Here is a 23,871-nt window from a genome sequence, read left to right as displayed (position 1 = left end):
GTTCAACGGAGCCGGGGGTTCAGGGCGTCGCGCAGCCAGTCGCCCAGCAGGTTCACGCTCAGGGCGATGAGGATGAGCATCAGGCCCGGGAAGATGGTGATCCACCACTCGCCCGAGAACAGGTAGTCGTTGCCCACGCGGATGAGCGTGCCCAGCGAGGGCGAGGTGGGCGGCGCGCCCACGCCCAGGAAGGACAGCGTGGCCTCGGTGATGATGGCCGTGGCGACCTGGATGGTGGCCAGCACCAGCACCGGGCCGAGCACGTTGGGCAGCACGTGGCGGCCCATGATGCGCAGCGGCGCCACGCCGGTCACGCGCGCGGCCTGCACGTATTCCTTGTTGCGCTCGACCAGCGTGGAGCCGCGCACCGTGCGCGCGTATTGCACCCAGCCGGTGAGCGTGATGGAGATGATGAGCACGCCGAAGGCGAGCGTCTCGTGCGCGTTGGGAAACAGCGCACGCCCCACACCGGCGATCAGCAGCGCGATCAGGATGGGCGGGAACGACAGCATCACGTCACACAGGCGCATGAGGAAGGCGTCGATCCAGCCGCCCAGGAAACCCGCGAGCAGGCCCAGCGTGACGCCGATGAGCACCGACAGCACCACCGAGGCCAGGCCCACGGCCAGCGAGATGCGCGCGCCGTACATGAGCGCGGACAGGATGTCGCGGCCCTGGTCGTCGGTGCCGAGCGCGAACTGCGGGTTGCCGCCCTCCTGCCACATGGGGGGCAGGCGCGCGTTCATCAGGTCGAGCGTGGCAAGGTCGAAGGGGTTGTGCGGCGCCACCCAATGGGCAAACACCGCGCAGAAGATGCAGATGGCCGCGATCACCGCGGCCACGATGGCCGTCGGCGAGGTGCGGAAGCTGTAGCCGACATCGCTGTCGAATACCTTGTGCAGGAAGGCGATCACGTTGTGGTCCGTGGGACAGGGCATGCGCGGGCGGATGCGGCCGCGCCGGCCGGCATCCGCCCGATGGGGCGCGGGGTTTACTTCACCGAGAAGTAGCGGAAGGGCATGAAGTTGTCGGCCATCTGCACGAGGCTCACGTTGTTGGCCACGCCCCATGCCAGGGCCTGCTGGTGCAGCGGCAGGTGGCCGACGTCGTCCGAGTGGATCTTGAAGGCCTCGCGGATCATGGCGTCACGCTTGGTCTTGTCGGTCTCGGCCTGGATCTTGTTGGTCAGCTCGTCGAGCTTGGGGTTGCAGTACGAACCAAGGTTGAACTGGCCCGCACCCGAATCGTCCACGCAGCGCATCAGGGCGTTGAGCGCGTTGTGCGCGTCGTAGGTGCCCGGCGTCCAGCCCAGCATGTAGAAGCTGGTGTCGCGGCGCAGGATCTTGGGGAAATAGGTGCCCTTGGTTTCGGCCTGCAAGTTGATCTTCACGCCGACGCGCGCGAGGTTGGCCGCAACGGCCTGGCACACGTTGCCGTCGTTGACGTAACGGTCGTTCGGGCAGTTCATGGCCACTTCGAAGCCGTTGGGGTAGCCGGCTTCCGCGAGCAGCTTCTTCGCGGCTTCGGGGTCGTAGGGCAGGCGCGTGTTCAGCGCGGGATCGAAGCCGGTGATGCCCGGGCCCACCATCAGCGCGGTGGGCGACGAGGCGCCTCGCATCACGGTGCGCTGGATGCCCTGGATGTCGATGGCCTGGTAGAAGGCCTGGCGCACGCGCTTGTCCTTGAAGGGGTTCTTGCCCTTCACGTTCGAGTACAGCAGCTCGTCGCGCTTCTGGTCCATGCCCAGGAAGATGGTGCGCAGCTCGGGGCCTTGCAGCACCTTGGACTTGCCGCTGCCATTGATGCGCTGCACGTCCTGCAGCGGCACCGGCTCGATCACGTCGACCTGGCCCGAGAGCAGCGCGGCCACGCGCGTGGCGTCGTTGCCGATCGGCGTGTACTCCACGTTCACCACGTTGCCTTCGATCTTGCCCCAGTAGCTGCCGTTGCGCTGGAACGTGGTCTTCACGTTGGGCTGGCGCTCGCGCAGGCGGAACGGACCGGTGCCGTTGGCGCGGAACGAGGCCGCGTTCTCGATGCCCTTGCGGCGGTCCACGGGACGCGTGGCCTGGTTCTCCTCGCTCCACTTCTTGCTCATGATGTAGAGCAGCGAGAGCACGTCGGGCAGGATGGGGAACGGCGTCTTGGTCTCGATGTCGACCACGTGGTCGTTGACCTTGCGCACTTCTTTCACGTCGTTGACGTAGCTCTTCATGTCCGAGCCCTCGCCCGCGGCACGCGCGAAGGTGAACAGCACGTCGTCGGCGGTGAACGGCGTGCCGTCGTGGAACTGCACACCCTTGCGCAGTTCGAAGCGCCACACCGTGGGCGAGGTCTGGCGCCAGCTCGTGGCCAGCCCGGGGATCACCTTGAGGTTGCGGTCGCGCGCCACCAGCGGCTCGTAGACGTTGCCCGTGACGCTCAGCTGCAGCGATTCGTTGAGCGAATGCGGGTCCATCGACAGGGCATCGCCCTGGTTGCCGATGCGCACGGTCTGTGCCGATGCCATGCCGACAGCGGTCATGGCCAGCAAGGCGGCGGCGGTTTGGGTGAAGGTCATGCGTCGCTCCTGACAGGGTTGGGTGAAACGGGTGTGTGACGGAGGGTGGGCTGCGCCGCTTCTTCGGCGAGCGGCATGCCCTGTTCGACAAGGCCGGCGTGCAGCGCCGCACCCAGCGGCAGCACGTCGTCGTTGAAGTCGTAGCGGCTGTTGTGCAGGAAGCAGGCGCCCACGCCGTTCTCGGCGCCCTGGCCCAGGCGCAGGTAGGCGCCGGGCTTGACCTGCAGCATGAAGGAAAAGTCTTCGGCGCCCATGCTCGGGTCCATGTTGCGGTCCACGTGCTCGTGGCCCACGAGCTTTTGTGCCACCTCCATCGCGAAGCGGGCTTCGTCGCGCGTGTTGATGGTGGCCGGGTAGATGCGTTCGTAGTGCAGGTGCGCCGACGCGCCCAGGCCCAGGGCCACGCCCGAGCACACCTCGTGCAGGCGCTTCTCGACCATGGCCTGCACCTCGGGGTTGAAGGTGCGCACCGTGCCCACGAGCCGCGCGGTGCCCGGGATCACGCTGAACGCGCCGGGATCGCCGGCCTGCATGGCGCACAGGCTGATCACCGCGCTGTCGATCGCGCGCACGTTGCGCGACACGATGGTCTGCACCGCCGTGATGATGTGGGCCGCGACCACCACCGGGTCGACCGTGGCATAGGGATGCGCGCCATGGCCACCCTTGCCCGTGATCTCGATGGTGATGCGGTCGGCCGCGGCCATCATGGGGCCGGGGTTGATGCCCACGGTGCCTGGGCGCATCTGCGGCCAGTTGTGCATGGCAAACACGGATTGCACCGGAAAGCGCTCGAACAGGCCGTCTTCGATCATGGCCTTGGCGCCCGCGAAGCCCTCCTCGCCGGGCTGGAAGATCAGCACCGCGGTGCCGTCGAAGTGGCGCGTCTCGGCGAGGTAGCGCGCGGCGCCCACCAGCATGGCCGTGTGCCCGTCGTGGCCGCAGCCGTGCATCATGCCGGGCTTGCTCGACTTCCAGGCGAAGTCGTTGTGCTCGGTCATGGGCAAGGCGTCCATGTCGGCGCGCAGGCCGATCATGCGGCCGCTGGCCGTGCTGCGGCCGCGCACCACCGCGACCACGCCGGTCTTGCCGATGCCGGTGTGGATCTCGTCCACGCCGCAGACCTTGAGCGACTCGACCACGCGCTGGCTGGTGTAGCGCTCCTCGAAGCCCAGTTCGGGATGCGCATGCAGGTCGCGGCGCAGCGCGGTGAGCTCAGGGTGGTAGGCCGCGATGTGCGCGAAGGCGCGGCCATGGGCCCGGATGCGCGAGGTGACGGCCATGTTCAGTGGCCTCCGGCCTTTTCGACGCGCAGCCGCGGGTCGACCGCGAAATAAAGCAGGTCGACGATCAGGTTGATCACCACGAAGATCAGCGCGATCAGGCACAGGTAGGCGGCCATCACCGGTATGTCGGCGAAGGTCACGGCCTGGATGAACAGCAGGCCCATGCCCGGCCACTGGAACACGGTCTCGGTGATGATCGCGAAGGCGATCAGGCCGCCAAGCTGCAGGCCGGTGATGGTCATCACCGGCACCAGCGTGTTCTTGAGCGCATGGCCGAAATGCACCGCGCGGTTGGTGAGGCCGCGTGCCCGCGCGAACTTGATGTAGTCGGTGCGCAGCACCTCGAGCATCTCGGCGCGCACCAGCCGCATGATCAGCGTGAGCTGGAAGATCGCCAGCGTGATCGCGGGCAGGGTGATGTGCAGCCAGCCCTTGGGCGTGAGCAGCCCGGTGCTCCACCAGCCCATCTGCACCACGTCGCCGCGGCCGAAGCTCGGGAACCAGCCCAGGTGGACCGCGAACACCAGGATCAGCAGGATGCCGATCAGGAAGGTGGGCAGCGACACGCCGAGCAGCGAGATCGTCATGAACACCTGGCTCATGAAGGTGCCGCGCTTGAGCGCCGCGTACACGCCCATGGGGATGCCCACCACCAGCGCGAGCACGGCGGCCACCAGGGCCAGCTCCAGCGTGGCCGGGAAACGCTCGGCAATCAGGCGCGAAACCTTGGCACCCTGGCGCAGGCTCAGGCCGAACTCGCCCTGCGCCGCGTTCATGAGGAAGTGCCAGAACTGGATGATGAAGGGCTTGTCCAGGCCGAGGTCGGCGCGCAGCGCGCGCACCTGCTCGGGCGTGGCGTCCTGGCCGAGCAGGAACACCACCGGATCACCGACGTACTGGAACAGCATGAAGGCGATCAGGGCCACGCTGACCATCACGATCAGAGCCTGCACCAGCCGCCGAAGTATGAAAGCGAACATCGGATGAAAAAACAAGAAAGGGTCGCGCCATACCTGGGGCGACCCTTTGCGGTCGGAAACGCGGTCAGTTTACCTTGATGAGACGCCAATCCAGGCGGTTGTCCGCGCGGTGCACCACGTCGATGTTCTTCTTCATGGCCCAGGGAATGATCTGGTTGTGCAGGGGCAGGTGCGACACGTCGGTGTTCGACAGCGCCAGCGCCTCGTTGAGCAGGCGGTTGCGGATCAGCGGATCGGTCTCGGTCTTGGCGCGATCGATGATCTGGTCCATCTTGGGGTTGCTGTAGCGGCCCACGTTGTAGTTGCCGTCACCGCCCTGGCCCACGCTGCGCACCAGCGACTGCAGGCTGTAGAGCGCGTCGAAGGTGGGCACGCCCCAGCCCAGCATGTAGATGCTGGCCTCGTAGCGCTGGATCATGGGGAAATACGTGGACAGCGGCAGCGTGCGCAGCTTGGCCTTCACGCCCACGCGCGCCCACATCGCGGTCACAGCCTGGCAGATCGCCTCGTCGTTGATGTAGCGGTTGTTCGGGCAGGCGAAGTCCACCTCGAAGCCGTCCTTGTAGCCGGCGTCGGCGAGCAGCTTCTGCGCGGCGGCCACGTCGAACGGGTAGCGCTGGTGCACCGACTCGCTCCAGCCCGCCACCTGTGGCGCCACCAGCGCGCCGGTGGGCTGGCCCAGGCCGCGCAGCGTGACGCGGGCGATGGCGTTCATGTCGATCGCCTGGTACAGCGCCTTGCGCACGCGCACATCCTTGAGCGGGTTCTTGCCCTTGATGTTGCTGCCCACGAGTTCGTCGCGGTGCTGGTCCATGCCGAAGAAGATGGTGCGGTTTTCCACCCCGTCGATCACCTTGAGGTTGCCGTCCTGGCGCAGGCGCGGCAGGTCTTGCGGGCTCGGGTCGAGCACGAAATCGACTTCCCCCGAGAGCAGCGCCGCCATGCGCGTGGCGGTGGCCTTCACGGGCGTGTACACGACCTCGTTCACGTTGCTGTCGCCGCTGCGGCCCCACCAGTTCGGGTTGCGCGTGAGCACCATCTTCTGATCCGGCGCCCATTCCTTGAGCATGAAGGGACCGGTGCCCATGGCGTTGCGGTGCGCGAAGTTCTCGTCCTGCGTCTTGATGTCCTTGGGCGCCACCGAGTTGTTCTTTTCGGCCCAGGCCTTGCTCATCATGCGCAGCTCGGTGAGCTGGTTCACCAGCACCGGGTTGGGGCCCTTGGTGAAGATGTCGATCGTGTTGTTGTTGACCTTGACGATGCGGTCGATGCCTTGCACGTAGGGCGTGAAGTTCGAGGTGGGCGCCATGGCGCGCTGCAGCGAGAACACCGCGTCGTCGGCCGTGAAGGCCGAGCCGTCGTGGAACTTCACACCCGTGCGCAGCGTGATGCGCAGCTGGGTCGGCGACACCTCGGTCCAGCCCGTGGCCAGCATCGGCTCGGGCTTGAAGGTGCGGCTGTTGTAGTACACGAGCGATTCATAGACCGAGGCATGGATGCCGTTGGCCAGCGCGTTGTTCTGCGAGTGGATGTCCCAGGTGGGGATGTCGCTGGCGCTGGTCCATTTGAAGGTCTTGCCCTGGGCCTGCACGGCGCCGGTCGTGATGGCCAGCGTGGCGGCCAGGATGACCGCGCGCAGCGGCGTGGAGATGGGTTTCATCGTTGACACCTGAAATAAGTGTGGGTGCCGGGACTATGCAACAAGCGTTCCTGCACCAGCGAGGGGAATTACCCGTAGGGCTCGCGCCGGGGAAATGGCCTCTTTGGCGCGGCGGTTTTGGGGTGCGGGTGTTTCCGCGCACCGACCGGCATCTCAAACAAGCTTGCTTTCTCCGTGATGAAATACGAATGCTTAAAGCCTATATTTCCAACGCCCGATCGTACGGATCGGGTTCTTCTGTCTTCAACCCAACCCACAGGGAGTGATCCATGAAACGCCAATTGATGGCCGTGCTGCTGTCGCTGTGCGCCGGCTTTGCCTTCGCCGCGGTCGACGTGAACAAGGCCAGCGCCACCGACCTCGACAGCATCAAAGGCATTGGTCCGGGCACGAGCGCCAAGATCATCGAACAGCGCAAAAGCGCACCATTCAAGAACTGGAACGACCTGATCGGGCGCGTGTCCGGCATCGGCGAAAAGCGCGCGGCCAAGCTGTCGCACCAAGGGCTCACGGTCAACGGCGAGGCCTACAAGCCAGCCGGTGCACCGGCACCGGCGAAGCCGAAGTCTTGAAGCCATAAAAAAACCGCCCGGCAAGCCGGGCGGTTTTTCATGCTTCGAACGCTTGGGGAAGCGATCAGAAGTTGTGCTGAACGCCCACGGCGTACAGGGTGTTCTTGGCTTCCAGACCGGTGCCGATGGCTTCGGCTTTGGTGCGGTTGAAGGCCAGGTACGTGAAGGTGCGCTTGGAGAGCGCGTACTTCAGACCAGCGCTGAAACCGGTGGTCTTGGTGAGGTCAACACCAGCCGACTCGGTCTTCGAACGGGCCAGGCCGAAACCGGCTTCGAGCGCGCCACCCAGGGGCACGTCCACACCGATGTTGTACTCGTTGGCCTTGACGTCGGCAGCAGCGCCGTCGGCCTTCACCTTGACCTGGTTGATGCCACCGATCAGCTTGGCCACGCCGAAGTCGTACGAGCCGTTCAGCAGGTTGTAGGTGGTCTTGCCGGTGGCGCCAGCGCCCGTCAGCAGGTTGGTGCTGCCCGGGGCCAGGTAGCCAGGAACCAGGCTGGCGTTCTTCTCGGACTGGTGAGCGAAACCAGCCACGATCGGGCCGTTGGCGTAGTTCAGGCTCAGGGACACCAGGCTGCTGGTACCGCCGGTCAGCGAAGCGGCCTTGTCTTCACCCAGCGAGTAGGCGATGGCACCCGAGAAACCACCGAAGTTCGGCGAGTTGTAGCGGATGGTGTTGTTGGGATTGTCTTCGTACGGCAGCCAGGTCGAGAAGGACGACGAGAAGTTCGCGTTGAACGTGTCGTTGGCCATCGAGCGGGTGTCGTCGTACGGGGTCCAGGGCTTGCCCAGCTGGACTTCACCGAAGCCACCCGACAGGCCGACCCACGACTGGCGGTCGAAGCGGAAGCCACCGGCGGTGCCGTTGTCCATGCCCAGGGCACCTTCCAGTTGGAAGTTGGCCTTCAGGCCACCGCCGAGGTCTTCGCTGCCTTTGAAGCCCAGGCGGCTGGTGTTGAAACCGCCGCTGTCCAGGCGCGAGGTGCTCACGGAGGGAGCGCCGGTCACGTCGGTCTTGGTGCGGCCAACCCACACGTCGGCCATGCCGTACAGGGTCACGCTGGACTGGGCCATGGCGGCGCCGCTGGCGGCCAGAACGGCCAGAGCGATCAGACTTTTCTTCATGGGGATTCCTTTTCCTTTGGAACGGTTGGGGAAACGTTTCACACGACTGAAACTGATCGGATGGTAGGCCACCCGCGCCACAGGTACAGGGTTAGCCCCTAGATTTTTCCCCAACGCATGCCCGATTGTTGCCATGGTGCAACGCATCATTGCTGCGGGCTGCGATTGCCCCTGTCGGGCAAGTTGGCCCGGACACGCCCATGAAAAAAGCCACCGCTTTCGCGGTGGCTTTTCAAGCTTCGAATACCAAGCGGGTCAAGCCCGCCAGGGATCAGAAGGAGTGGCGAACGCCGACTTCGAAGCCACGCGAGCTCTGGCCCGGGGTCACGGCGGCGCCGGTGGCACCGGCTTCGGCGCTCACGCTGAAGGCGGCACCGACCTTGTTGGAGATGCGCGAGTAGTTCGTGTACAGAGCGGTGCGCTTGCTCAGGCCGTACTCGTAGCCGATGGCAACCTGGTTGGCATCGCCAGCGAAGTTGTCATAGCTCGAACGGGTGTACGAAGCCTTGATCAGGCCAGGACCCACGGGGGCGGTCAGGCCGACCATCAGGTGCTTGACTTCCTGGTCCACACCGGCGTTGGTCTCGAACTTGCCGATCGTGTACTGAGCCATCGGCTTGATGAAGCCGAAGTCGTACGAAGCGCCCACGTTGGTGCGCTTGAACTTGTTCACGTTGGCGGCGGCGCTGCCTTCGGCGGCGGTGGCCAGGGCCACGCTCAGGGGACCCGCGTTGTACGTCAGGCGCAGGCCGGCATACTTGTTGGGATCGTTGTCGGTCTGGGTTTCCTTGAACGCGTACTGGAACTGGCCCTGGAAGCCAGAGATGTTCGGCGTGAAGTAAGCGATGGTGTTGTTCGCACGCACGACGGTGGTCGCGCCGCTGCCCAGGGCACCGAAGGTGTTGGTGGACGAACCCACGCCGTTCGTGCCGAACGGGTCGTACACGGTGTGGTTCCAGAAGGTCGGGGTGTAGTCACGGCCCAGGCGGACTTCACCGAAACCACCCGACAGGCTCACGGTGCTGCGGCGCTGGAAGGTCAGGCCAGCGGCGTTGCCGGTGTCGGGATCAAGGGCACCCTCGAGCCAGAAGCTGGCGCTCATGCCGCCACCCAGGTCTTCCACGCCACGGAAACCGATGCGGCTCGAAGCCGTGCCGTCCTGGCTCAGGGAGGACTGGCTCACGCCGCCTTGCTTCACGTTGCGCACGGCCACGTCCACGATACCGAACAGGGTCACCGACGACTGGGCCAGTGCAGCGCTGGAAGCTGCGACGGCAGCCAGAGCGATCAGGGTCTTTTTCATTGAGGAGTTCTCCAAGGTTGAGTTGACTGGCCAAGGGTCTATGGCCCTTGAGCCCACCTCCGTTGCGGGAAGCTGCGGGCATTGCAACAGAAAGCCACAGCACATTCCACGTTTACGGGGCGCCGATGCCGCCGGCATGCCCCGAATGTTGTTCGGTCACCACGAATTTCGGGCTATCCCTTAGCACCAAAGCACTCAGATGCGCCGCCCGCGAAACCGCTCGGCGCGCCGGGAAACCGTTCAAGTCGCGCTCGCGCCGTGGCAACATGCCATGACGCAACCGACGGAACTTCCACCATGTCCGCCTCCGACGCCCTGATCCACGCCGCCGACTCGGCGCTGCGCACCCTGTTCGTCAAACCCCATGCGAGCCAGCCCTGCCCCACCGTGCCCGAGCACCACGACGATGCGGCGTTGACGCCCGAGGAGCGGCACCTTTCCGGTGCGCTGATGCGCGTGAACCACGTGGGCGAAGTCTGTGCCCAGGCGCTGTACACGGCACAGGCCCTGGCCGCGCGCTGGCCCGTCGGCCCGAAACGCGGCGCCAGCGAAGCACTCGCTGCGAGACTGGAAGCGGCGGGCCGCGAAGAAACCGATCACCTGGCCTGGACCCAGGCCCGGCTCGAGGAGCTCGGCGCCGGGCCTTCACTGCTCAATCCGTTGTGGTACGCGGGCGCCTTCGGCCTCGGGCTGGTGGCCGGCGCCCTGGGGCGGGGCGCCAGCCTGGGTTTCGTGGTGGAAACCGAGCGCCAGGTCGAGGCCCATCTGGCCTCGCACATGGACCGGCTGCCCGCCCAGGACCATGCCTCACGCGCCATCGTGGCCCAGATGAAAGAAGACGAAGCCCGCCATGCGCGTGATGCCCAGCAGGCTGGCGCCACCGAACTGCCGCTGCCGGTGAGAGGCGCCATGCGCGCCATGGCCAAGGTGATGACCACCGTGGCGCACCGCATCTGAGCCGCGCCGCGCTGCGGCGCGGCGGGCGCTCAGGCTTCGATCAGGTCGAAGCCGGTGGTGATCTCGGCGGTCTTGCCCAGCATGATGCTGGCCGAGCAGTACTTCTCGTGGCTCATGGCGATCGCGCGCTCGACCGCCGCGGCCGGGATGCCCTTGCCGGTCACCGTGAACTGCATGTGGATCTTGGTAAACACCTTGGGATCGGTAGCCGCTCGCTCGCTGGTCAGTTTCACCGAACAGCCGCGCACGTCGTGGCGGCCCCGCTTGAGGATCAGCACCACGTCATAGGCGGTGCACCCGCCCGTGCCGGCCAGCACGGTTTCCATGGGCCGGGGGGCCAGATTGGCGCCGCCGTTCTCAGGCTTGGCGGCATCGGGCGCGCCGTCCATGGTCAGCACGTGGCCGCTGCCGGTCTCGGCCACGAAGCCCATGGCCGATCGGGTGCCGCTGGCGCCGGTCCAGGTGACGGTGCATTCCATGAAAACTCCGTGTGATCGCGCACACCAATTAGAGGTAGCGCTCTGAAAACAGGGGCAATGCGGCAAAGGTTGTTGCAATGCAGCATGCCAACGGTATACTCGCGGCATTGTATTGAAGGTTGTCTCCTCTACCCTCCACGGGTGGATTCAAACCCGGACCACGAACGTCGGTCCGGGTTTTTTTTGCCCATCGATATGATCGGCCGATGACATCGCCCCAGACGGCCCTCACCCCGGCCGACTACCTCAAGAAAATCCTGACCGCCCGGGTGTACGACGTGGCGGTGGAGTCCGACCTCGAGCCCGCGCGGGCGCTTTCGCGCCGTTTGCACAACACCGTGCTGCTCAAGCGCGAGGACCAGCAGCCGGTGTTCAGCTTCAAACTGCGCGGGGCCTACAACAAGATCGCGCACCTGCCGCCCGAGCAGCTCGCCAAGGGCGTGATCTGCGCGTCGGCGGGCAACCACGCCCAGGGCGTGGCCCTGAGCGCCAAGAAGCTGGGCATCCGCGCCGTGATCGTCATGCCGGTCACGACGCCCCAGGTGAAGATCGACGCGGTGCGCGGCTTCGGCGGCGAGGTGGTGCTGCACGGCGACAGCTACTCCGACGCCCACGGCCACGCGGTGGTGCTGCAGAAGAAGCAGGGCCTGACCTTCGTGCACCCCTTCGACGACCCCGACGTGATCGCGGGCCAGGGCACGATCGCGATGGAGATCCTGCGCCAGTTGCAGCGCCTGGGCTCCGACCGGCTCGACGCGGTGTTCGTGGCCATCGGCGGCGGCGGCCTGATCTCGGGCGTGGCCAACTACATCAAGGCGGTGCGCCCCGAGGTGAAGGTGATCGGCGTGCAGATGACCGACTCCGACGCCATGATGCGTTCGGTCGCCGAGCACCAGCGCGTGACGCTGCCCGACGTGGGCCTGTTCGCCGACGGCACCGCCGTGAAGCTGGTGGGCGAAGAAACCTTCCGCATCGCGCAAGACCTGGTCGACGACTACATCGCGGTCGACACCGACGCTGTCTGCGCCGCGATCAAGGACATCTTCGTGGACACGCGCAGCATCGTCGAGCCTTCGGGCGCGATGGCCGTCGCCGCGGTGAAGCAGTACGTGGCCCGCCACAAGACCAAGGGCCAGACCTACGCGGCCATCCTGTGCGGCGCCAACATGAACTTCGACCGCCTGCGCTTCGTCGCCGAGCGCGCCGAGGTGGGCGAAGAACGCGAGGCCCTGTTCGCCGTCACCATGCCCGAGGAGCGCGGCAGCTTCCGCCGCTTCTGCGAGCTGATCGGCGAGCTGCCCGGCAGCCCGCGCAGCGTGACCGAGTTCAACTACCGCATGCACGACGGGGCCCAGGCGCACGTGTTCGTGGGCCTGAGCACCACGGCCAAGGGCGAGTCGGGGAAGCTGGCGCAACAACTCATCCGCCACGGCTTCGAGACGCTGGACCTCACCCACAACGAACTGGCCAAGGAACACGTGCGCCACCTCGTGGGCGGCCCGTCGCCGCTGGCGCACGACGAGCGCCTGCTGCGCTTCGTGTTCCCCGAACGCCCCGGCGCCCTGCTGAAGTTCCTGAGCCTGATGCGCCCCTCCTGGAACATCAGCCTGTTCCACTACCGCAACCAGGGCGCCGACTACGGCCGCATCCTGGTGGGTTTGCAGGTGCCGGCCAAGGACGACAAGGCCTTCGCGAAGTTCCTCGACACGCTGGGCTACCCCTGTGTGGAAGAAACCGGCAACCCCGCCTACCGGCTCTTCCTGCGCAACTGAACGAACCGCCCCATGCCCTCGGCCCGCGACCCCGCGCTGACCCCGCTCAATGCCGCCCGGCCCCACGCCCCGGTGGAGGGGCTGCGCGTGCCCACGATCGCCGCCACGGCGGACGCCACGCTCGACCACACGCTGGCCCTGCGCATGCAGACGCCCGGGCACGACCTGTTCGCCCTGGGGCGCGTGCAGTCGCTCGCGCTGCAGCTGGCGCGCATCCAGAACGGCAGCCCGCTGCCCTTTGACCTGCTGGTCTTCGATGCGCCGCAACTCGTGGTGTTCGCAGCCGACCACGGACTGGCCGACGAGGGCATCAGCGACTGGCCGCAGTCCACCTCGCAACAGCACGTGGCGCAGCTGCTGTCGGGCGCGGCCCCGGCCAACGTGCTGGCGCGCCAGCACGGCTTCGACGTCACGGTGGTCGACGCCGGCCTGGCCGCGCCCATTCCGCCCGTCGCCCGCACCCGGCCCGCGGCGGTGCTGCAACCGCGCAAGATCGGCTACGGCACGCGCAATTGCCTGCTGGGCCCGGCCATGTCGCTGGTGCAGGCGGTCTCGGCCCTGCACGCCGGCATGGACGTGGTGCGCCACCTGCCCGGCACGGTGATCGCGCTCGGCGACATCGGCGTCGGCGGCATCGCCAGCGCGTCGCTGCTGCTGTCGCGCCTGTGCGGTGTGCCGGTGGTCGATGCCTTCCCGCGCGAAGACCCGGGTGCCACCTCGCTCGACGACACCCTGCACTGGCAGCGCGTGGACAAGCTGCAGGCCGCGTCGCAGCGGCACGCGCTCGCCATGTCGCCGATCCACGCGCTCGCGGCCTTCGGCGGCTTCGAGATCGCCATGCTGGCCGGCGCCATGCTGCAGGCCGCGAGCGAGCGCCGCATCGTGCTGGTCGACGGCTTCGTGGCCGGCGCCGCGGCGCTGGTCGCGCGGGGACTGCACCCCAACGTCGGTGATTACCTGGTGTACGCGCAGCGCTCGGCCGCGGCGCCGCACCGGCTGATGCTGATCCACCTGCGGGCGCACCCACTGCTCGACCTCGAACTCAACACCAACCAGGGCACGGGCGCGCTGCTCGCCTGGCCCCTGCTGCTCGCCGCGCAGGGCATGCTCGACGCCACCGCTTGAACGGCCCGGCCGCGCGCCGGCTGCCTCAGGAGCGGCCGCCCGGTGCTTCGGGCAGGCTCAGTTCGAACGGTTGGGCATTGCCGGGCGGCGCCAGCCGCACCGAGCGCCGCTGCACCGTGCGCAAGACCACATCGCCTTCGAGCGTGGCACCCACGCGGTAAGGCTTGGGCGGCTGGCCGTCGATCGCGATCAGCGCGGCACCACCGTCGCCGCCGTCGGCCACCACGCCCACCAGCTGGTAGCGCGAGGACAGCGGCGGCGGCGCCACCGGTGCGGTGACCGCGGCCACCTGGGGCGTGGCGCCCAGCACCCGCGCGAGGGCCGCGGGCTCGGGCGCTTCGGGCAGCTGGGCGGTGGTGGAAACGGGTGTGAGCGGCGAGCGACCCAGCACCTGCAGCGCCCAATAGCCTAGGCTGAGGCCGGCAGCGAGCCACAACAGACCAGCCGCCAGCGCCGGCCAGCGGCGCGGCGCGGCGCCGCTGGCCGCGCTTTCGCCGAGAAACACCGAGTGGCCGAAGCTTCGATCTGTTGCCATGACGGCGCATTATCATCGACCGACCCTCTATGTGGGCCTCTGCCCACGCGGCACCGGAGACGCGCTTGATTCGATTCCTTTCCCCCGCCCGGCAAGCCCTGCAGCGCGGTTTCACGCTCATCGAGCTGATGGTGGTGCTGGTCATCATCGGTGTGCTGGCCGCGCTCATCGTGCCCAACGTGCTCGACCGCACCGACGACGCGCGCATGACCGCCGCACGAACCGACGTCAACAACCTCATGCAGGCGCTCAAGCTGTACCGCCTCGACAACCAGCGCTACCCGAGCAACGAGCAGGGCCTGGCCGCGCTGGTGGCCAAGCCCACCGCCGCACCGCTGCCGCCCAACTGGCGCCGCTACCTCGACAAGCTGCCCAACGATCCCTGGGGCCGGCCCTACCAATACCTCAATCCCGGCGTGCACGGCGAGGTCGACGTGCTCTCGCTCGGCGCCGACGGCCAGGCCGGCGGCGAGGGCGCCAATGCCGACATCGGCAGCTGGCAATGAACCCGTCGGCCGGCTGACGGCCTGCTGAGCCCAAGCCCATGCGCCCCGCCCACCGAGGCTTCACGCTGCTGGAGATCATGGTGGTGGTGGCCATCGTGGCCCTGGCCACGGCCAGCGTCACGCTCGCGCTGCGCGACGACAGCGGCACCCGCCTCGAACGCGAGGCCATGCGCCTGTCGGCGCTGGTCGAATCGGCGCGCGCGCAGTCGCGCACCAGCGGCCTGCCCGTGGTCTGGCGCATCCGCCCCGACGGCTTCGAGTTCATCGGCCTGCCCCGCCCGCAGGAAGGCGTGCGCCCCGCCGGCGTCACCGACGGCCCGCAACGCTGGCTCAACGAAGGCACGGCCGCGCAGGTGGTGGCACCGCCCGGCGCCACCGGCCTGGTGCTCGGCCCCGAGCCGCTGATTCCCGCGCAGCGCGTGGCCATCGTGCTGGGTGAGCGCCGGCTCGTCATCGCCACCGACGGCCTCGGCCCCTTCGCCGTGGTGAACGAACCATGAAGCCCTGCCGCGGCTTCACGCTGATCGAGGTGCTGGTGGCGCTCGGGGTCGTGGCGCTCACCCTCACCGCCGGGCTGCAGGCCAGCGGCGCGCTAACCCGCAACGCCGAACGCCAGACCGAACAGTGGCTGGCCCAGCTCTGCGCCGAGAACGCGCTCACCGCGCTGCGGCTGCAGCGCCAGCTGCCCGGCACGGGCGACAGTGAGGTGGTGTGCGAACAGGCCAACCGCACGATGCTGGTGCGGCTGTCGGTGTCACCCACGCCCAACCCCAACTTCCGCCGGGTCGACGCCACCGTGGTGCAGGGCGCGACGCGCCTGCTCACACTGTCCACGGTGCAGGGCCGGTATTGACCATGAGCCCCCACACTTCGCGCTGCGTGTCGCCGTTGCCGCCCCGGCGCGCACGCGGCTTCACCCTGGTCGAACTGCTGGTGGCGCTGGTCATCCTGTCGACCATCGCCATCCTGAGCTGGCGCGCCATCGACGGCATGGGGCGCACGCAGGCGATCACGCAGTCGCGCGCCAACGAGTTGCTGCGCCTGCAATCGGCACTCGGCCAGTGGAACGCCGACCTCGACGCGCTGATCGACACGCGCGAGGTCAACCCGATCGACTTCAACGGCCAGGTGCTGCGGCTCACGCGCCGCGACCCGATGGAAACCGGCCTCGACAGCCGCGGCATCCGCGTGGTGGCCTGGGCCCTGCTGCCCGGTGCCGAAGGCCTGCGCTGGTCGCGCTGGCAATCGGGCCCGCTGCGCCAGCGCGACGAGCTCGCGCGCGCCTGGCAGCGCGCGAGCGAGTGGTCGGCCGGGCGGGTCAACCCCGGCGCCAGCGGCGACACCCTGGCCTCGCCCACGGCCGACAGCGCGATCGGCCTGGTGCGCGCCAGCGCCTGGCAGCTCTACTACCACCGCGGCGAGGCCTGGACCAACCCGCAGTCGGCCGCCGACACCGTGCCCGCCAGCGGCGACGGCTACGCGCCCAACGCCAACCTGCCCAACGGCGTGCGGCTGCAGCTCACGCTCGCGCCCGAGCTGCCGCTGCAGGGCACGCTGCTGCGCGATTGGGTGCGGCCCACGCTGGAGGCCGCGCCATGAGCGCCGGTGCGCGGACCCAGCGCGGCGCGGCCCTGCTGCTCGCCATGCTCACCGTCACCCTGGTGGCGGCGCTGGCGGCCAGCGCCGCCTGGCAGCAGTGGCGCGCGATCGAGATCGAACGCGCCGAGCGCCAGCGCGGCCAGGCGGCCTGGATCCTCGCGGGCGCGCTCGACTGGGCCCGCCTGATCCTGCGCGAGGACGCGCGCGGCAACCAGACCAGCGGCAACCCCGACCACCTGGGCGAACCCTGGGCGCTGCCGCTCGAAGAAGCCCGCCTCTCCAGCTTCCTCGCGGCCGACCGCGACAACAACGCCGACAGCGTGCTGCAGGCCTTCCTGTCGGGCGAGATGATCGACCTGCAGTCGCGCCTGAACTTCAACAACGTGATCCGGCGCGAGGGCAGCGGCAGCGCGCTCAAGGTGGAGCTGTCCGAGCCCGACCTGCAGGCCCTGCAACGGCTCTACGAGGGCCTGGGCCTGCCCCTGGGCGAACTGCAGGCGGCGGCCAACGAACTGCTCGCGAGCACGCGGCTGTCGCTCACCGACCCCCAGCCTTCGCGCACCGCGCTGCTGCCCACCAAGTTCTCGCAACTCGCGTGGCTGGGCATTTCACGCGAGAGCCTGGCGCGGCTCGAACCCCACCTCACCGTGCTGCCGCAGCGCACCACGCTCAACCTCAACACCGCGAGCGCCGAGGCCATCGCCGCTTCGTCGCCCGGGCTCGACCTGGCGCGCGCGCGCCGGCTCATCGCCGTGCGCGAGCGCACCCCCTTCCGCAGCCTGGCCGAGGCCGCGCGCGTGCTCGGGGCGAGCGAGGTGCCGCCGCTGTCCGACCAGTACCACGGCGTGCGCAGCGAGCATTTCGAGGTGCGCGGCCGGCTGCGGCTGGACGACACCATCATCGAAGAGCGCTCGCTCGTGGTGCGGCGCAACCTCGACGTGCGCATCGTCTGGCGCGAGCGCTTCACACGCCGTTGAAGCCGGGATGCAACGCCGCCCGGGCCTTTCCGGTCTTTTTGTCGTGATCCCTCCCTAGAATGGCCGGTCCCACTTCCTGAAATCCCCGCTGTGCTGATCGTCACGCCCGTCGACCCCCTCGCCAGTCCCGGCGCGGCCTCCACGCTGCTGCAGTGGGTGCGCAGCGCCGACGGCCAGCAGCCCGATGAACACGGCGAGTGCGCGATCGACCTGCTGCCGCGCGACGACGAGCTAGTGCTCGCGCTGCCGCCGCGCACGCTCACCTGGAACCGCATCAACCTGCCGCGCGTGAGCGGCCCGCGCCTGCGTGCCGCGCTCGACGGCCTGCTCGAAGACCGCGTGTTGTGCGACGTGGGCGAACTGCACCACGCCCTCGAGCCCGACGGCCGGCCGGGCCAGCCGGTCTGGGTCGCGAGCACCCACCGCGACCGCCTGCGCGCCTGGGTGCGCGCCCTCGAAAGCTCGGGCCGGCCGGTGGCGCGCATCGCGCCGCTCATGTGGCCCATGGTCGCGGCCGCCGCACCCTCGGCGCCCGGCAGCACGCGCAGCTTCGCCATGGACGCCCCCAGCCTCGTGCACTGGGCCCACATCGACGGCCAGCAGGCCTGGCTCGCGAGCGCCAGCCCGCTGGGCGTGAGCAGCGTGCCGCTGCTCGAAGGCGCGGGCGTGCCGCCGCTGTCGGCGCTCATTCCCGGCGCCGACGAAGGCCAGGACGACGCGCGCAGCCTCGATGTCTGGCTCGCCGACCCGCTGGTGGTCGAGCTCGCCACGCGCGTGCTGCAGCGCCATGTCGACCCGGTGCCGCCCGACCAATGGCTGCTGCGCGCGGGCCAGACCGACTGGAACCTCGCGCAGTTCGACCTCAGCCTGTCCTCCAACGCCCGCCGCAGCCAGCGCCTGCGCCGCGCCTGGCGCGAGTTCCGCGCCTCACCCGCCTGGCGCCCGGCGCGCTGGGGCCTGGCGGCGCTGCTGCTGGCGCAGCTCGTGGGCCTGAACCTCGTGGCCTGGCAGGAAGGCCGCAGCCTGCAGGCCAAGCAGGCCGCCGCGCGCGACACGCTCACGCGCACCTTCCCCAACGTCGGCCTGGTGATCGACCCGCCGGTGCAGATGCAGCGCGAGGTCGCGCGGCTGCAGCAGGCCAGCGGCCACCTGGCCGCGGGCGACCTCGAAACCCTGCTCGGCGCGATCGACCGCGCGGCCGGCCCCGAGGCCGTCACGCCCACGCGGCTGTCCTACGACGCCAACGGCCTGCGCCTGTCGGGCTGGCGCGCCGGCGACGACCAGGTGCGCGCGCTGCAGCAGGCGCTGCAGACCGCCGGCTGGCGCGCGCGCTACGACGGCGGCGAACTGTCGCTGCAAACGCCCCAACCCTGAACCATGGCCGCCAGCGACACCCCCTCCAAGACCCGCGGCCTGGCCGCCGTTTCGGCCTGGCTGGCCGGCCTGTCGGCGCGCGAGCGCCGGCTGGTGCTGATCGCCGCCGCCGTGCTCGGCCTGGGCCTGCTGTGGTGGGTGGCGATCGCGCCGGCCTGGCAGACCCTGCGCCAGGCGCCCGCGCGCCAGGCCGCCGCCGACGCCCAACTCGCGCGCATGCAGCAGTTTGCGCAACAGGCCGAAGCCTTGCGCGCGCAGTCGGCGGCCGCCGCGCCCAGCCGCGACGAAGCACTGCGCCAGCTCGAAGCCGCCAGCGCCACGCTGGGCGGCAGCGCCCAGGTGAGCGTGGTCGGCGACCGCGCCACCGTTGCGCTGCGCCAGGCCAGCCCCGTGGCGCTCGCGCAGTGGCTGCAGCAGGTGCGCAGCAACGCCCGCCTGCTGCCGGTCGAGTCGCAACTGAGCCGCGACGCCGCCTCGGGTGGCTGGACCGGCACCCTGGTGCTGGCCGGCCCGCCGCTGGCCACGGCCAACTGACCATGAACCCCACCGCCATCCAACGCCTGGCCCTCGCGGCCGCCGTGCTCGGCGCGCTGCTCGCGCTGCTGCTGTTCGCGCCCGCGCGCTGGCTGGCCGACGCCGTCACCCGCGCCAGCGGCGGCCAGGTGCAGCTGGTCAACGCCAGCGGCACGGTCTGGACCGGCCGCGCCGACCTGCTCTTCACCGGCGGCGAAGGCAGCCGCAGCACCAGCGCGCTGCCCGAAGGCCTGGCCTGGCGGCTGCGCCCGGCCTGGCATGGCGGGCCCGCGCTCGCGCTCGGCCTGCGCGCGCCGTGCTGCACGCCGCAACCGGTGCAGCTGCACCTGCGGCCCGGCATCGGCGAAACCCGGCTCGACATCGCCCCCTTCCAGGGCCGCCTGCCCGCGGGCCTGCTCGCGGGCCTGGGCACGCCCTGGAACACGCTGCGCCTCGAAGGCACGATCGCACTGCAAAGCCAGGGCCTGGGTCTGAGCCTGGTGAGCGGCCGCGCGCAGCTGTACGGCGGACTCGACATCGACGCGCTCGACCTGGCCTCGCGCCTGTCCAGCATCCGCCCCCTGGGCAGCTACCGCGCCCAGCTGCGCGCCGACGCCGACGGCCACACCGCGCGGCTCGAACTCCAGACCCTCAGCGGCGCCCTGCTGCTGCAGGGTCAGGGCGAATGGGTCGGCGGGCGGCTGCGCTTCGCGGGCGACGCCCAGGCCGCGCCGGGCAGCGAGCTCGCGCTGACCAACCTGCTCAACATCGTGGGCCGCCGCGACGGCCCGCGCTCGGTGATCACCATCGGGTGACCGCTGCCTGACCACCTCCCTATAGGATTGCGCCATGTCCGCCCTCACCCCCCTCGCCAGCCGCAGCAGCGCCCTCGCGCTGGCCTGCGCCATGGCGCTGAGTCTGCTGGGCACGCCCTCGGCCCAGGCCCAGCCCGCCGCCCGCAACAGCGAACCCGTCACGCTCAATTTCGTGGGCGCCGAGATCGAGGCCGTGGCCCGCACCATGGCCACCATCACCGGCCGCAGCGTGGTGGTCGACCCGCGCGTGCGCGGCACCATCAACCTGTCCACCGACCGCCCGGTGCCGCCCAACGCGGCGCTCAACCAGTTCGCGGCCGCGCTGCGCCTGCAGGGCTTCGCGCTGGTCGACACCGGCGGCCTCTACAAGATCGTGCCCGAGGCCGACGCCAAGCTGCAGGGCAACGTGGTCAACGCGGGCGCGCCCTCGGCCCTGCCCTCGTCGAACCAGGTCGTCACGCAGATCTTCCGGCTCAACCACGAGAACGCGAACAACCTGGTGCCGGTGCTGCGCCCGCTGATCCCGCCCAACAACACCATCAACGTCAACCCGGGCAACAACTCGCTGGTCATCACCGACTACGCCGAGAACCTGCAGCGCGTGGCGCGCATCATCTCGGCGCTCGACGTGCCGGGCGCGAGCGACATCGAGATCGTGCCGCTGCAGCACGCGGTGGCGGCCGACCTGGTGCCCATGATCCAGCGCCTGATCGACCCCGCGACCGCGGGCGCCGGCGGCGCTGCGGGCGCGGCCGACGCGAGCTACCGCACCACCATCATGGCCGACGCACGCAGCAACAGCCTGGTGCTGCGTGCGGCCAATCCGGCGCGGCTGGCGCTCGTGAAATCGCTCGTGGTGCGGCTCGACCAGCCCTCGGCCACCGCGCTCAGCGGCAACATCCACGTGGTCTACCTGAAGAACGCCGACGCGGTCTCCATGGCCACCACGCTGCGCGCCGCGCTGGCCGCGGCCGAATCGGGCGGTGGCGGCGGCGGTGCAGCCGGCGCCATCGGCTCCGCCTCGGCCGTCCGCGCCGCGCCGTCCACCATCAACCTCACGGCCAATGCCTCGGGCATGACGGCCTCGACCACGCCGGTCACGCCCAGCGCCCAGCCCTCCACCGGCGGCCAGATCCAGGCCGACCCGGCGACCAACTCGCTCATCATCACCGCGGCCGAGCCGGTCTACCGCCAGCTGCGCGCGGTGATCGACCAGCTCGACTCGCGCCGCGCCCAGGTCTACGTGGAAAGCCTGATCGCCGAGATCAACGACGACAAGGCCGCCGAGTTCGGCATCCAGTGGCAGGGCGCCTCGGGCAATTCGGGCGACCGCGTGATCGGCCTGCTCGGCACCAACTTCGGTGAGGGCGGCCGCAACATCATCAACCTCGCGCAGGGCGAGACGACGCCCGCGGCCGGCCTCAACATCGGCCTGGCGCGCCGCACCGGCGGCGTCTACGTGCTGGGCTTCCTCGCGCGCTTCCTGCAGGAGAACGGCGCCGGCAACGTGCTGTCCACCCCGAACCTGCTCACGCTCGACAACGAAGAGGCCAAGATCGTCATCGGCCAGAACGTGCCCTTCGTGACCGGCCAGTTCACCAACACCGGCGGCGGCAACAACGGCTCGGTCAACCCGTTCCAGACCATCGAGCGCAAGGACGTGGGCCTGACGCTGCGCGTGAAGCCGCAGATCAGCGAGAACGGCACCATCAAGATGACCATCTACCAGGAGGTCAGCAGCATCCTGCCCTCGTCGGTGGGCTCGAGCACCGGCCTGATCACCAACAAGCGCAGCATCGAGACCAACGTGCTCGTGAACGACGGCGCCATCGTGGTGCTCGGCGGCCTGCTGCAGGACGAGTTCGCCAACAACCAGCAGAAGGTGCCCGGCCTGGGCGACGTGCCCGTGCTGGGCGGCCTGTTCCGCAACGAAAGCCGCAGCCGCCGCAAGACCAACCTCATGGTGTTCCTGCGCCCCGTGGTGCTGCGCGACGAGCGCGACACCGCCAACCTCGCGCTCGACCGCTACGAGCAGATGCGCGCGGTGCAGCGCGACATCCAGCCCGCGCCGAGCAGCGTGCTGCAGATCAACCAGAGCCCGGTGCTGGGCGAGCAGCCCATGCCCTACCAGCGCCAGAACGCGCCGCGGCCACAGCTCGGCACCACCGAAGGCGCGCCCGGTGGCGTCACGTCCACGCCGGTGCCCGTTCCGGTGCAGCCCACGCCCACCCCGGCGCCCGCAGCCCCCGCGCCGGCCCCGGCCAGTCCGCGCCCCTGAGGCCCGCGCCGTGAAGTACCCGCTGCCCTACGCCTTCGCCCGCGAGCACCAGTGGCTGCTCGAGGAAGACGCGGGCACGCTCACCCTGATCGGCAGCCGCAGCGCCGCCAGCGACGCCGAGTCGCAGACGCGGCGCCTGTCGGCGCTGTCGGAGATCCTGCGCCAGCATCCGGTGGTCGACATGCGCTGGGAAGACGCCGAGGGCCTGCGCCAGCGCATCAGCGCCGCCTACTCGCAGGGCGAGTCGAGCGCCGCGGCGGTGGTCAGCGAAGTGCAGGGCGACGCCGACCTGAGCCGCATGATGCAGGAGCTGCCCGCGATCGAGGACCTGCTCGAGACCGCCGACGACGCCCCCATCATCCGCATGCTCAACGCCCTGCTCACGCAGGCCGCGCGCGACGGCGCGAGCGACATCCACATCGAGCCCTTCGAGCGCCACTCCAGCGTGCGCTTTCGCGTCGACGGCACGCTGCGCGAGGTGGTGCAACCCAACCGCGCGCTGCACGCGGCGCTGATCTCGCGCCTGAAGATCATGGCCGAGCTCGACATCTCCGAGAAACGCCTGCCGCAGGACGGCCGCATCAGCCTGCGCATCGGCACGCGCGCGGTCGACGTGCGCGTGTCCACCCTGCCCAGCGCGCACGGCGAGCGCGCGGTGCTGCGCCTGCTCGACAAGAGCGAGAGCAAGCTCAACCTCGAATCGGTGGGCATGCAGGGCGACGTGCTCGCACGCTTCGAGCGCCTGGTCACGCAGCCGCACGGCATCATCCTCGTCACCGGCCCCACGGGCTCGGGCAAGACCACCACGCTCTACGCCGCGCTGCAGCGGCTCGACGCCGGCACGCAGAACATCATGACGGTCGAAGACCCGATCGAATACGAGCTGCCCGGCATCGGCCAGACCCAGGTCAACCCGCGCATCGAGCTCACCTTCGCCAAGGCCCTGCGCGCCATCCTGCGCCAGGACCCGGACGTCATCATGATCGGCGAGATCCGCGACCACGAGACCGCGCAGATCGCGATCCAGGCCTCGCTCACCGGCCACCTGGTGCTGGCCACGCTGCACACCAACGACGCGGCCAGCGCCGTCACCCGCCTCACCGACATGGGCGTGGAGCCCTTCCTGCTCAGCAGTTCGCTGCTGGGCGTGCTCGCGCAGCGCCTGGTGCGAAAGCTCTGCGTGCACTGCCGCAAGCAGGACGCGCACGGCCGCTGGCACCCCGTGGGTTGCGCGCAATGCAACCACAGCGGCTACAAGGGCCGCACCGGCATCTACGAACTCATGGTGGCCGACGACGCCATCCGCACCCTGGTGCACAACCGCGCGGCCGAGAGCAAGCTCTTCGTGCAGGCCGAGAAGGCCGGCATGAAGACCATGCGCGAAGACGGCCAGCGGCTGATCGAGGCGGGCATCACCTCGGTCGAAGAGGTGATGTCTGTGACACGGGAATAAA

The 23,871-nt window shown here is 69.3% G+C and carries 23 protein-coding genes; 14 read left to right on the top strand and 9 right to left on the bottom strand.

What is annotated here, in order from left to right; translation table 11 throughout:
* Positions 1–2 precede the first annotated feature (2 nt).
* The 5 genes from G9Q37_RS20660 to G9Q37_RS20640 all read right to left on the bottom strand — a co-directional run bounded on the left by G9Q37_RS20660 (position 3) and on the right by G9Q37_RS20640 (position 6,486).
* Positions 3–938: an ABC transporter permease gene (locus G9Q37_RS20660; protein WP_166230334.1), complete on the bottom strand. Its 936-nt coding sequence runs from the start codon at positions 936–938 to the stop codon at positions 3–5.
* A gap of 53 nt (positions 939–991) precedes the next feature.
* The gene (locus G9Q37_RS20655) at positions 992–2,560 is read right to left on the bottom strand and encodes an ABC transporter substrate-binding protein (RefSeq protein ID WP_166230333.1); all 1,569 of its coding nucleotides are present in this window, start codon (positions 2,558–2,560) and stop codon (positions 992–994) included.
* Positions 2,557–3,843, bottom strand: coding sequence for a M20 aminoacylase family protein (locus G9Q37_RS20650; RefSeq protein WP_166230331.1), 1,287 nt, complete (start codon positions 3,841–3,843; stop codon positions 2,557–2,559). The genes G9Q37_RS20655 and G9Q37_RS20650 overlap by 4 nt, the downstream gene beginning before the upstream one ends.
* Before the next feature lie 2 nt (positions 3,844–3,845).
* A complete protein-coding gene (locus tag G9Q37_RS20645) occupies positions 3,846–4,826 on the bottom strand; it encodes an ABC transporter permease (RefSeq protein WP_166230329.1) in 981 nt (326 codons plus the stop codon).
* 64 nt (positions 4,827–4,890) lie between these two features.
* Entirely contained in the window at positions 4,891–6,486 is a 1,596-nt protein-coding gene (locus G9Q37_RS20640) for an ABC transporter substrate-binding protein (protein ID WP_166230327.1), read from the bottom strand.
* Positions 6,487–6,755: 269 nt separating this feature from the next.
* Here G9Q37_RS20640 and G9Q37_RS20635 point away from each other — a divergent pair, with 269 nt between their 5' ends.
* On the top strand, positions 6,756–7,058 hold the full coding sequence (locus G9Q37_RS20635; RefSeq protein ID WP_166230325.1) for a ComEA family DNA-binding protein: 303 nt from the start codon (positions 6,756–6,758) through the stop codon (positions 7,056–7,058).
* Positions 7,059–7,122: 64 nt separating this feature from the next.
* Here the strand turns inward: G9Q37_RS20635 and G9Q37_RS20630 are convergent, their stop codons facing one another.
* Positions 7,123–8,184 carry a porin gene (locus G9Q37_RS20630; RefSeq protein ID WP_166230323.1) on the bottom strand — a complete coding sequence of 354 codons (1,062 nt, stop codon included), beginning with the start codon at positions 8,182–8,184 and terminating at the stop codon, positions 7,123–7,125.
* 271 nt (positions 8,185–8,455) lie between these two features.
* Positions 8,456–9,487 carry a porin gene (locus tag G9Q37_RS20625; RefSeq protein ID WP_166230321.1) on the bottom strand — a complete coding sequence of 344 codons (1,032 nt, stop codon included), beginning with the start codon at positions 9,485–9,487 and terminating at the stop codon, positions 8,456–8,458.
* Positions 9,488–9,784: 297 nt separating this feature from the next.
* On the opposite strand from G9Q37_RS20625, the gene coq7 reads away from it, so the two are divergent.
* Positions 9,785–10,444, top strand: a complete 660-nt coding sequence (gene coq7 / locus G9Q37_RS20620; RefSeq protein WP_166230319.1) for a 2-polyprenyl-3-methyl-6-methoxy-1,4-benzoquinone monooxygenase — start codon at positions 9,785–9,787, stop codon at positions 10,442–10,444.
* A gap of 29 nt (positions 10,445–10,473) precedes the next feature.
* Here coq7 and G9Q37_RS20615 read toward each other — a convergent pair whose 3' ends face one another.
* On the bottom strand, positions 10,474–10,923 hold the full coding sequence (locus G9Q37_RS20615) for an OsmC family protein (RefSeq protein WP_166230317.1): 450 nt from the start codon (positions 10,921–10,923) through the stop codon (positions 10,474–10,476).
* Between the two features lie 206 nt (positions 10,924–11,129).
* Here G9Q37_RS20615 and ilvA point away from each other — a divergent pair, with 206 nt between their 5' ends.
* Complete coding sequence (gene ilvA, locus G9Q37_RS20610; protein ID WP_166230315.1) at positions 11,130–12,695, top strand: threonine ammonia-lyase, biosynthetic; 1,566 nt, start codon at positions 11,130–11,132, stop codon at positions 12,693–12,695.
* 12 nt (positions 12,696–12,707) lie between these two features.
* Entirely contained in the window at positions 12,708–13,820 is a 1,113-nt protein-coding gene (locus G9Q37_RS20605; RefSeq protein ID WP_166230313.1) for a nicotinate-nucleotide--dimethylbenzimidazole phosphoribosyltransferase, read from the top strand.
* 25 nt (positions 13,821–13,845) lie between these two features.
* Here G9Q37_RS20605 and G9Q37_RS20600 read toward each other — a convergent pair whose 3' ends face one another.
* Positions 13,846–14,355 carry a type II secretion system protein N gene (locus G9Q37_RS20600; RefSeq protein ID WP_166230311.1) on the bottom strand — a complete coding sequence of 170 codons (510 nt, stop codon included), beginning with the start codon at positions 14,353–14,355 and terminating at the stop codon, positions 13,846–13,848.
* Between the two features lie 128 nt (positions 14,356–14,483).
* On the opposite strand from G9Q37_RS20600, the gene gspG reads away from it, so the two are divergent.
* The 10 genes from gspG (at position 14,484) to gspE (ending at position 23,870) form a co-directional block, all read left to right on the top strand.
* Positions 14,484–14,861 (top strand): type II secretion system major pseudopilin GspG, encoded by a 378-nt coding sequence (gene gspG / locus G9Q37_RS20595; RefSeq protein WP_240936690.1) that lies wholly within the window; start codon positions 14,484–14,486, stop codon positions 14,859–14,861.
* A 38-nt stretch (positions 14,862–14,899) separates the two neighbouring features.
* Complete coding sequence (locus G9Q37_RS20590) at positions 14,900–15,361, top strand: prepilin-type N-terminal cleavage/methylation domain-containing protein (RefSeq protein WP_166230307.1); 462 nt, start codon at positions 14,900–14,902, stop codon at positions 15,359–15,361.
* On the top strand, positions 15,358–15,714 hold the full coding sequence (gspI, locus tag G9Q37_RS20585; protein ID WP_166230305.1) for a type II secretion system minor pseudopilin GspI: 357 nt from the start codon (positions 15,358–15,360) through the stop codon (positions 15,712–15,714). Before G9Q37_RS20590 ends, gspI begins: the two co-directional genes overlap by 4 nt.
* A 2-nt stretch (positions 15,715–15,716) precedes the next feature.
* Positions 15,717–16,460 (top strand): prepilin-type N-terminal cleavage/methylation domain-containing protein, encoded by a 744-nt coding sequence (locus G9Q37_RS20580; RefSeq protein ID WP_166230304.1) that lies wholly within the window; start codon positions 15,717–15,719, stop codon positions 16,458–16,460.
* Positions 16,457–17,437, top strand: coding sequence for a type II secretion system minor pseudopilin GspK (gspK, locus tag G9Q37_RS20575; protein ID WP_166230301.1), 981 nt, complete (start codon positions 16,457–16,459; stop codon positions 17,435–17,437). The genes G9Q37_RS20580 and gspK overlap by 4 nt, the downstream gene beginning before the upstream one ends.
* A gap of 90 nt (positions 17,438–17,527) precedes the next feature.
* Positions 17,528–18,811: a type II secretion system protein GspL gene (gene gspL / locus G9Q37_RS20570; protein WP_166230300.1), complete on the top strand. Its 1,284-nt coding sequence runs from the start codon at positions 17,528–17,530 to the stop codon at positions 18,809–18,811.
* Positions 18,812–18,814: 3 nt separating this feature from the next.
* Positions 18,815–19,345 (top strand): type II secretion system protein GspM, encoded by a 531-nt coding sequence (gspM, locus tag G9Q37_RS20565; protein ID WP_166230298.1) that lies wholly within the window; start codon positions 18,815–18,817, stop codon positions 19,343–19,345.
* Between the two features lie 2 nt (positions 19,346–19,347).
* Positions 19,348–20,139: a type II secretion system protein N gene (gspN, locus tag G9Q37_RS20560; protein WP_166230296.1), complete on the top strand. Its 792-nt coding sequence runs from the start codon at positions 19,348–19,350 to the stop codon at positions 20,137–20,139.
* A 34-nt stretch (positions 20,140–20,173) separates the two neighbouring features.
* The gene (gene gspD / locus G9Q37_RS20555) at positions 20,174–22,417 is read left to right on the top strand and encodes a type II secretion system secretin GspD (protein ID WP_166230294.1); all 2,244 of its coding nucleotides are present in this window, start codon (positions 20,174–20,176) and stop codon (positions 22,415–22,417) included.
* 10 nt (positions 22,418–22,427) lie between these two features.
* Entirely contained in the window at positions 22,428–23,870 is a 1,443-nt protein-coding gene (gene gspE, locus G9Q37_RS20550) for a type II secretion system ATPase GspE (protein ID WP_166230292.1), read from the top strand.
* Position 23,871: the final 1 nt, after the last annotated feature.

This window comes from Hydrogenophaga crocea (assembly GCF_011388215.1).
GTDB lineage: Bacteria > Pseudomonadota > Gammaproteobacteria > Burkholderiales > Burkholderiaceae_C > Hydrogenophaga > Hydrogenophaga crocea.
The sequence above is the reverse complement of the archived record's forward strand: the minus strand, read 5'-3'. Positions and strand labels throughout refer to the sequence as shown.

Excerpts from the sequence above, each read along its gene's own strand:
- G9Q37_RS20660 (WP_166230334.1), bottom strand. The coding sequence starts at position 938 with ATGCCCTGTCCCACGGACCACAACGTGATCGCCTTCCTGCACAAGGTA.
- G9Q37_RS20655 (WP_166230333.1), bottom strand. The coding sequence starts at position 2,560 with ATGACCTTCACCCAAACCGCCGCCGCCTTGCTGGCCATGACCGCTGTC.
- G9Q37_RS20650 (WP_166230331.1), bottom strand. The coding sequence starts at position 3,843 with ATGGCCGTCACCTCGCGCATCCGGGCCCATGGCCGCGCCTTCGCGCAC.
- G9Q37_RS20645 (WP_166230329.1), bottom strand. The coding sequence starts at position 4,826 with ATGTTCGCTTTCATACTTCGGCGGCTGGTGCAGGCTCTGATCGTGATG.
- G9Q37_RS20640 (WP_166230327.1), bottom strand. The coding sequence starts at position 6,486 with ATGAAACCCATCTCCACGCCGCTGCGCGCGGTCATCCTGGCCGCCACG.
- G9Q37_RS20635 (WP_166230325.1), top strand. The coding sequence starts at position 6,756 with ATGAAACGCCAATTGATGGCCGTGCTGCTGTCGCTGTGCGCCGGCTTT.
- G9Q37_RS20630 (WP_166230323.1), bottom strand. The coding sequence starts at position 8,184 with ATGAAGAAAAGTCTGATCGCTCTGGCCGTTCTGGCCGCCAGCGGCGCC.
- G9Q37_RS20625 (WP_166230321.1), bottom strand. The coding sequence starts at position 9,487 with ATGAAAAAGACCCTGATCGCTCTGGCTGCCGTCGCAGCTTCCAGCGCT.
- coq7 (WP_166230319.1), top strand. The coding sequence starts at position 9,785 with ATGTCCGCCTCCGACGCCCTGATCCACGCCGCCGACTCGGCGCTGCGC.
- G9Q37_RS20615 (WP_166230317.1), bottom strand. The coding sequence starts at position 10,923 with ATGGAATGCACCGTCACCTGGACCGGCGCCAGCGGCACCCGATCGGCC.
- ilvA (WP_166230315.1), top strand. The coding sequence starts at position 11,130 with ATGACATCGCCCCAGACGGCCCTCACCCCGGCCGACTACCTCAAGAAA.
- G9Q37_RS20605 (WP_166230313.1), top strand. The coding sequence starts at position 12,708 with ATGCCCTCGGCCCGCGACCCCGCGCTGACCCCGCTCAATGCCGCCCGG.
- G9Q37_RS20600 (WP_166230311.1), bottom strand. The coding sequence starts at position 14,355 with ATGGCAACAGATCGAAGCTTCGGCCACTCGGTGTTTCTCGGCGAAAGC.
- gspG (WP_240936690.1), top strand. The coding sequence starts at position 14,484 with ATGGTGGTGCTGGTCATCATCGGTGTGCTGGCCGCGCTCATCGTGCCC.
- G9Q37_RS20590 (WP_166230307.1), top strand. The coding sequence starts at position 14,900 with ATGCGCCCCGCCCACCGAGGCTTCACGCTGCTGGAGATCATGGTGGTG.
- gspI (WP_166230305.1), top strand. The coding sequence starts at position 15,358 with ATGAAGCCCTGCCGCGGCTTCACGCTGATCGAGGTGCTGGTGGCGCTC.
- G9Q37_RS20580 (WP_166230304.1), top strand. The coding sequence starts at position 15,717 with ATGAGCCCCCACACTTCGCGCTGCGTGTCGCCGTTGCCGCCCCGGCGC.
- gspK (WP_166230301.1), top strand. The coding sequence starts at position 16,457 with ATGAGCGCCGGTGCGCGGACCCAGCGCGGCGCGGCCCTGCTGCTCGCC.
- gspM (WP_166230298.1), top strand. The coding sequence starts at position 18,815 with ATGGCCGCCAGCGACACCCCCTCCAAGACCCGCGGCCTGGCCGCCGTT.
- gspN (WP_166230296.1), top strand. The coding sequence starts at position 19,348 with ATGAACCCCACCGCCATCCAACGCCTGGCCCTCGCGGCCGCCGTGCTC.
- gspD (WP_166230294.1), top strand. The coding sequence starts at position 20,174 with ATGTCCGCCCTCACCCCCCTCGCCAGCCGCAGCAGCGCCCTCGCGCTG.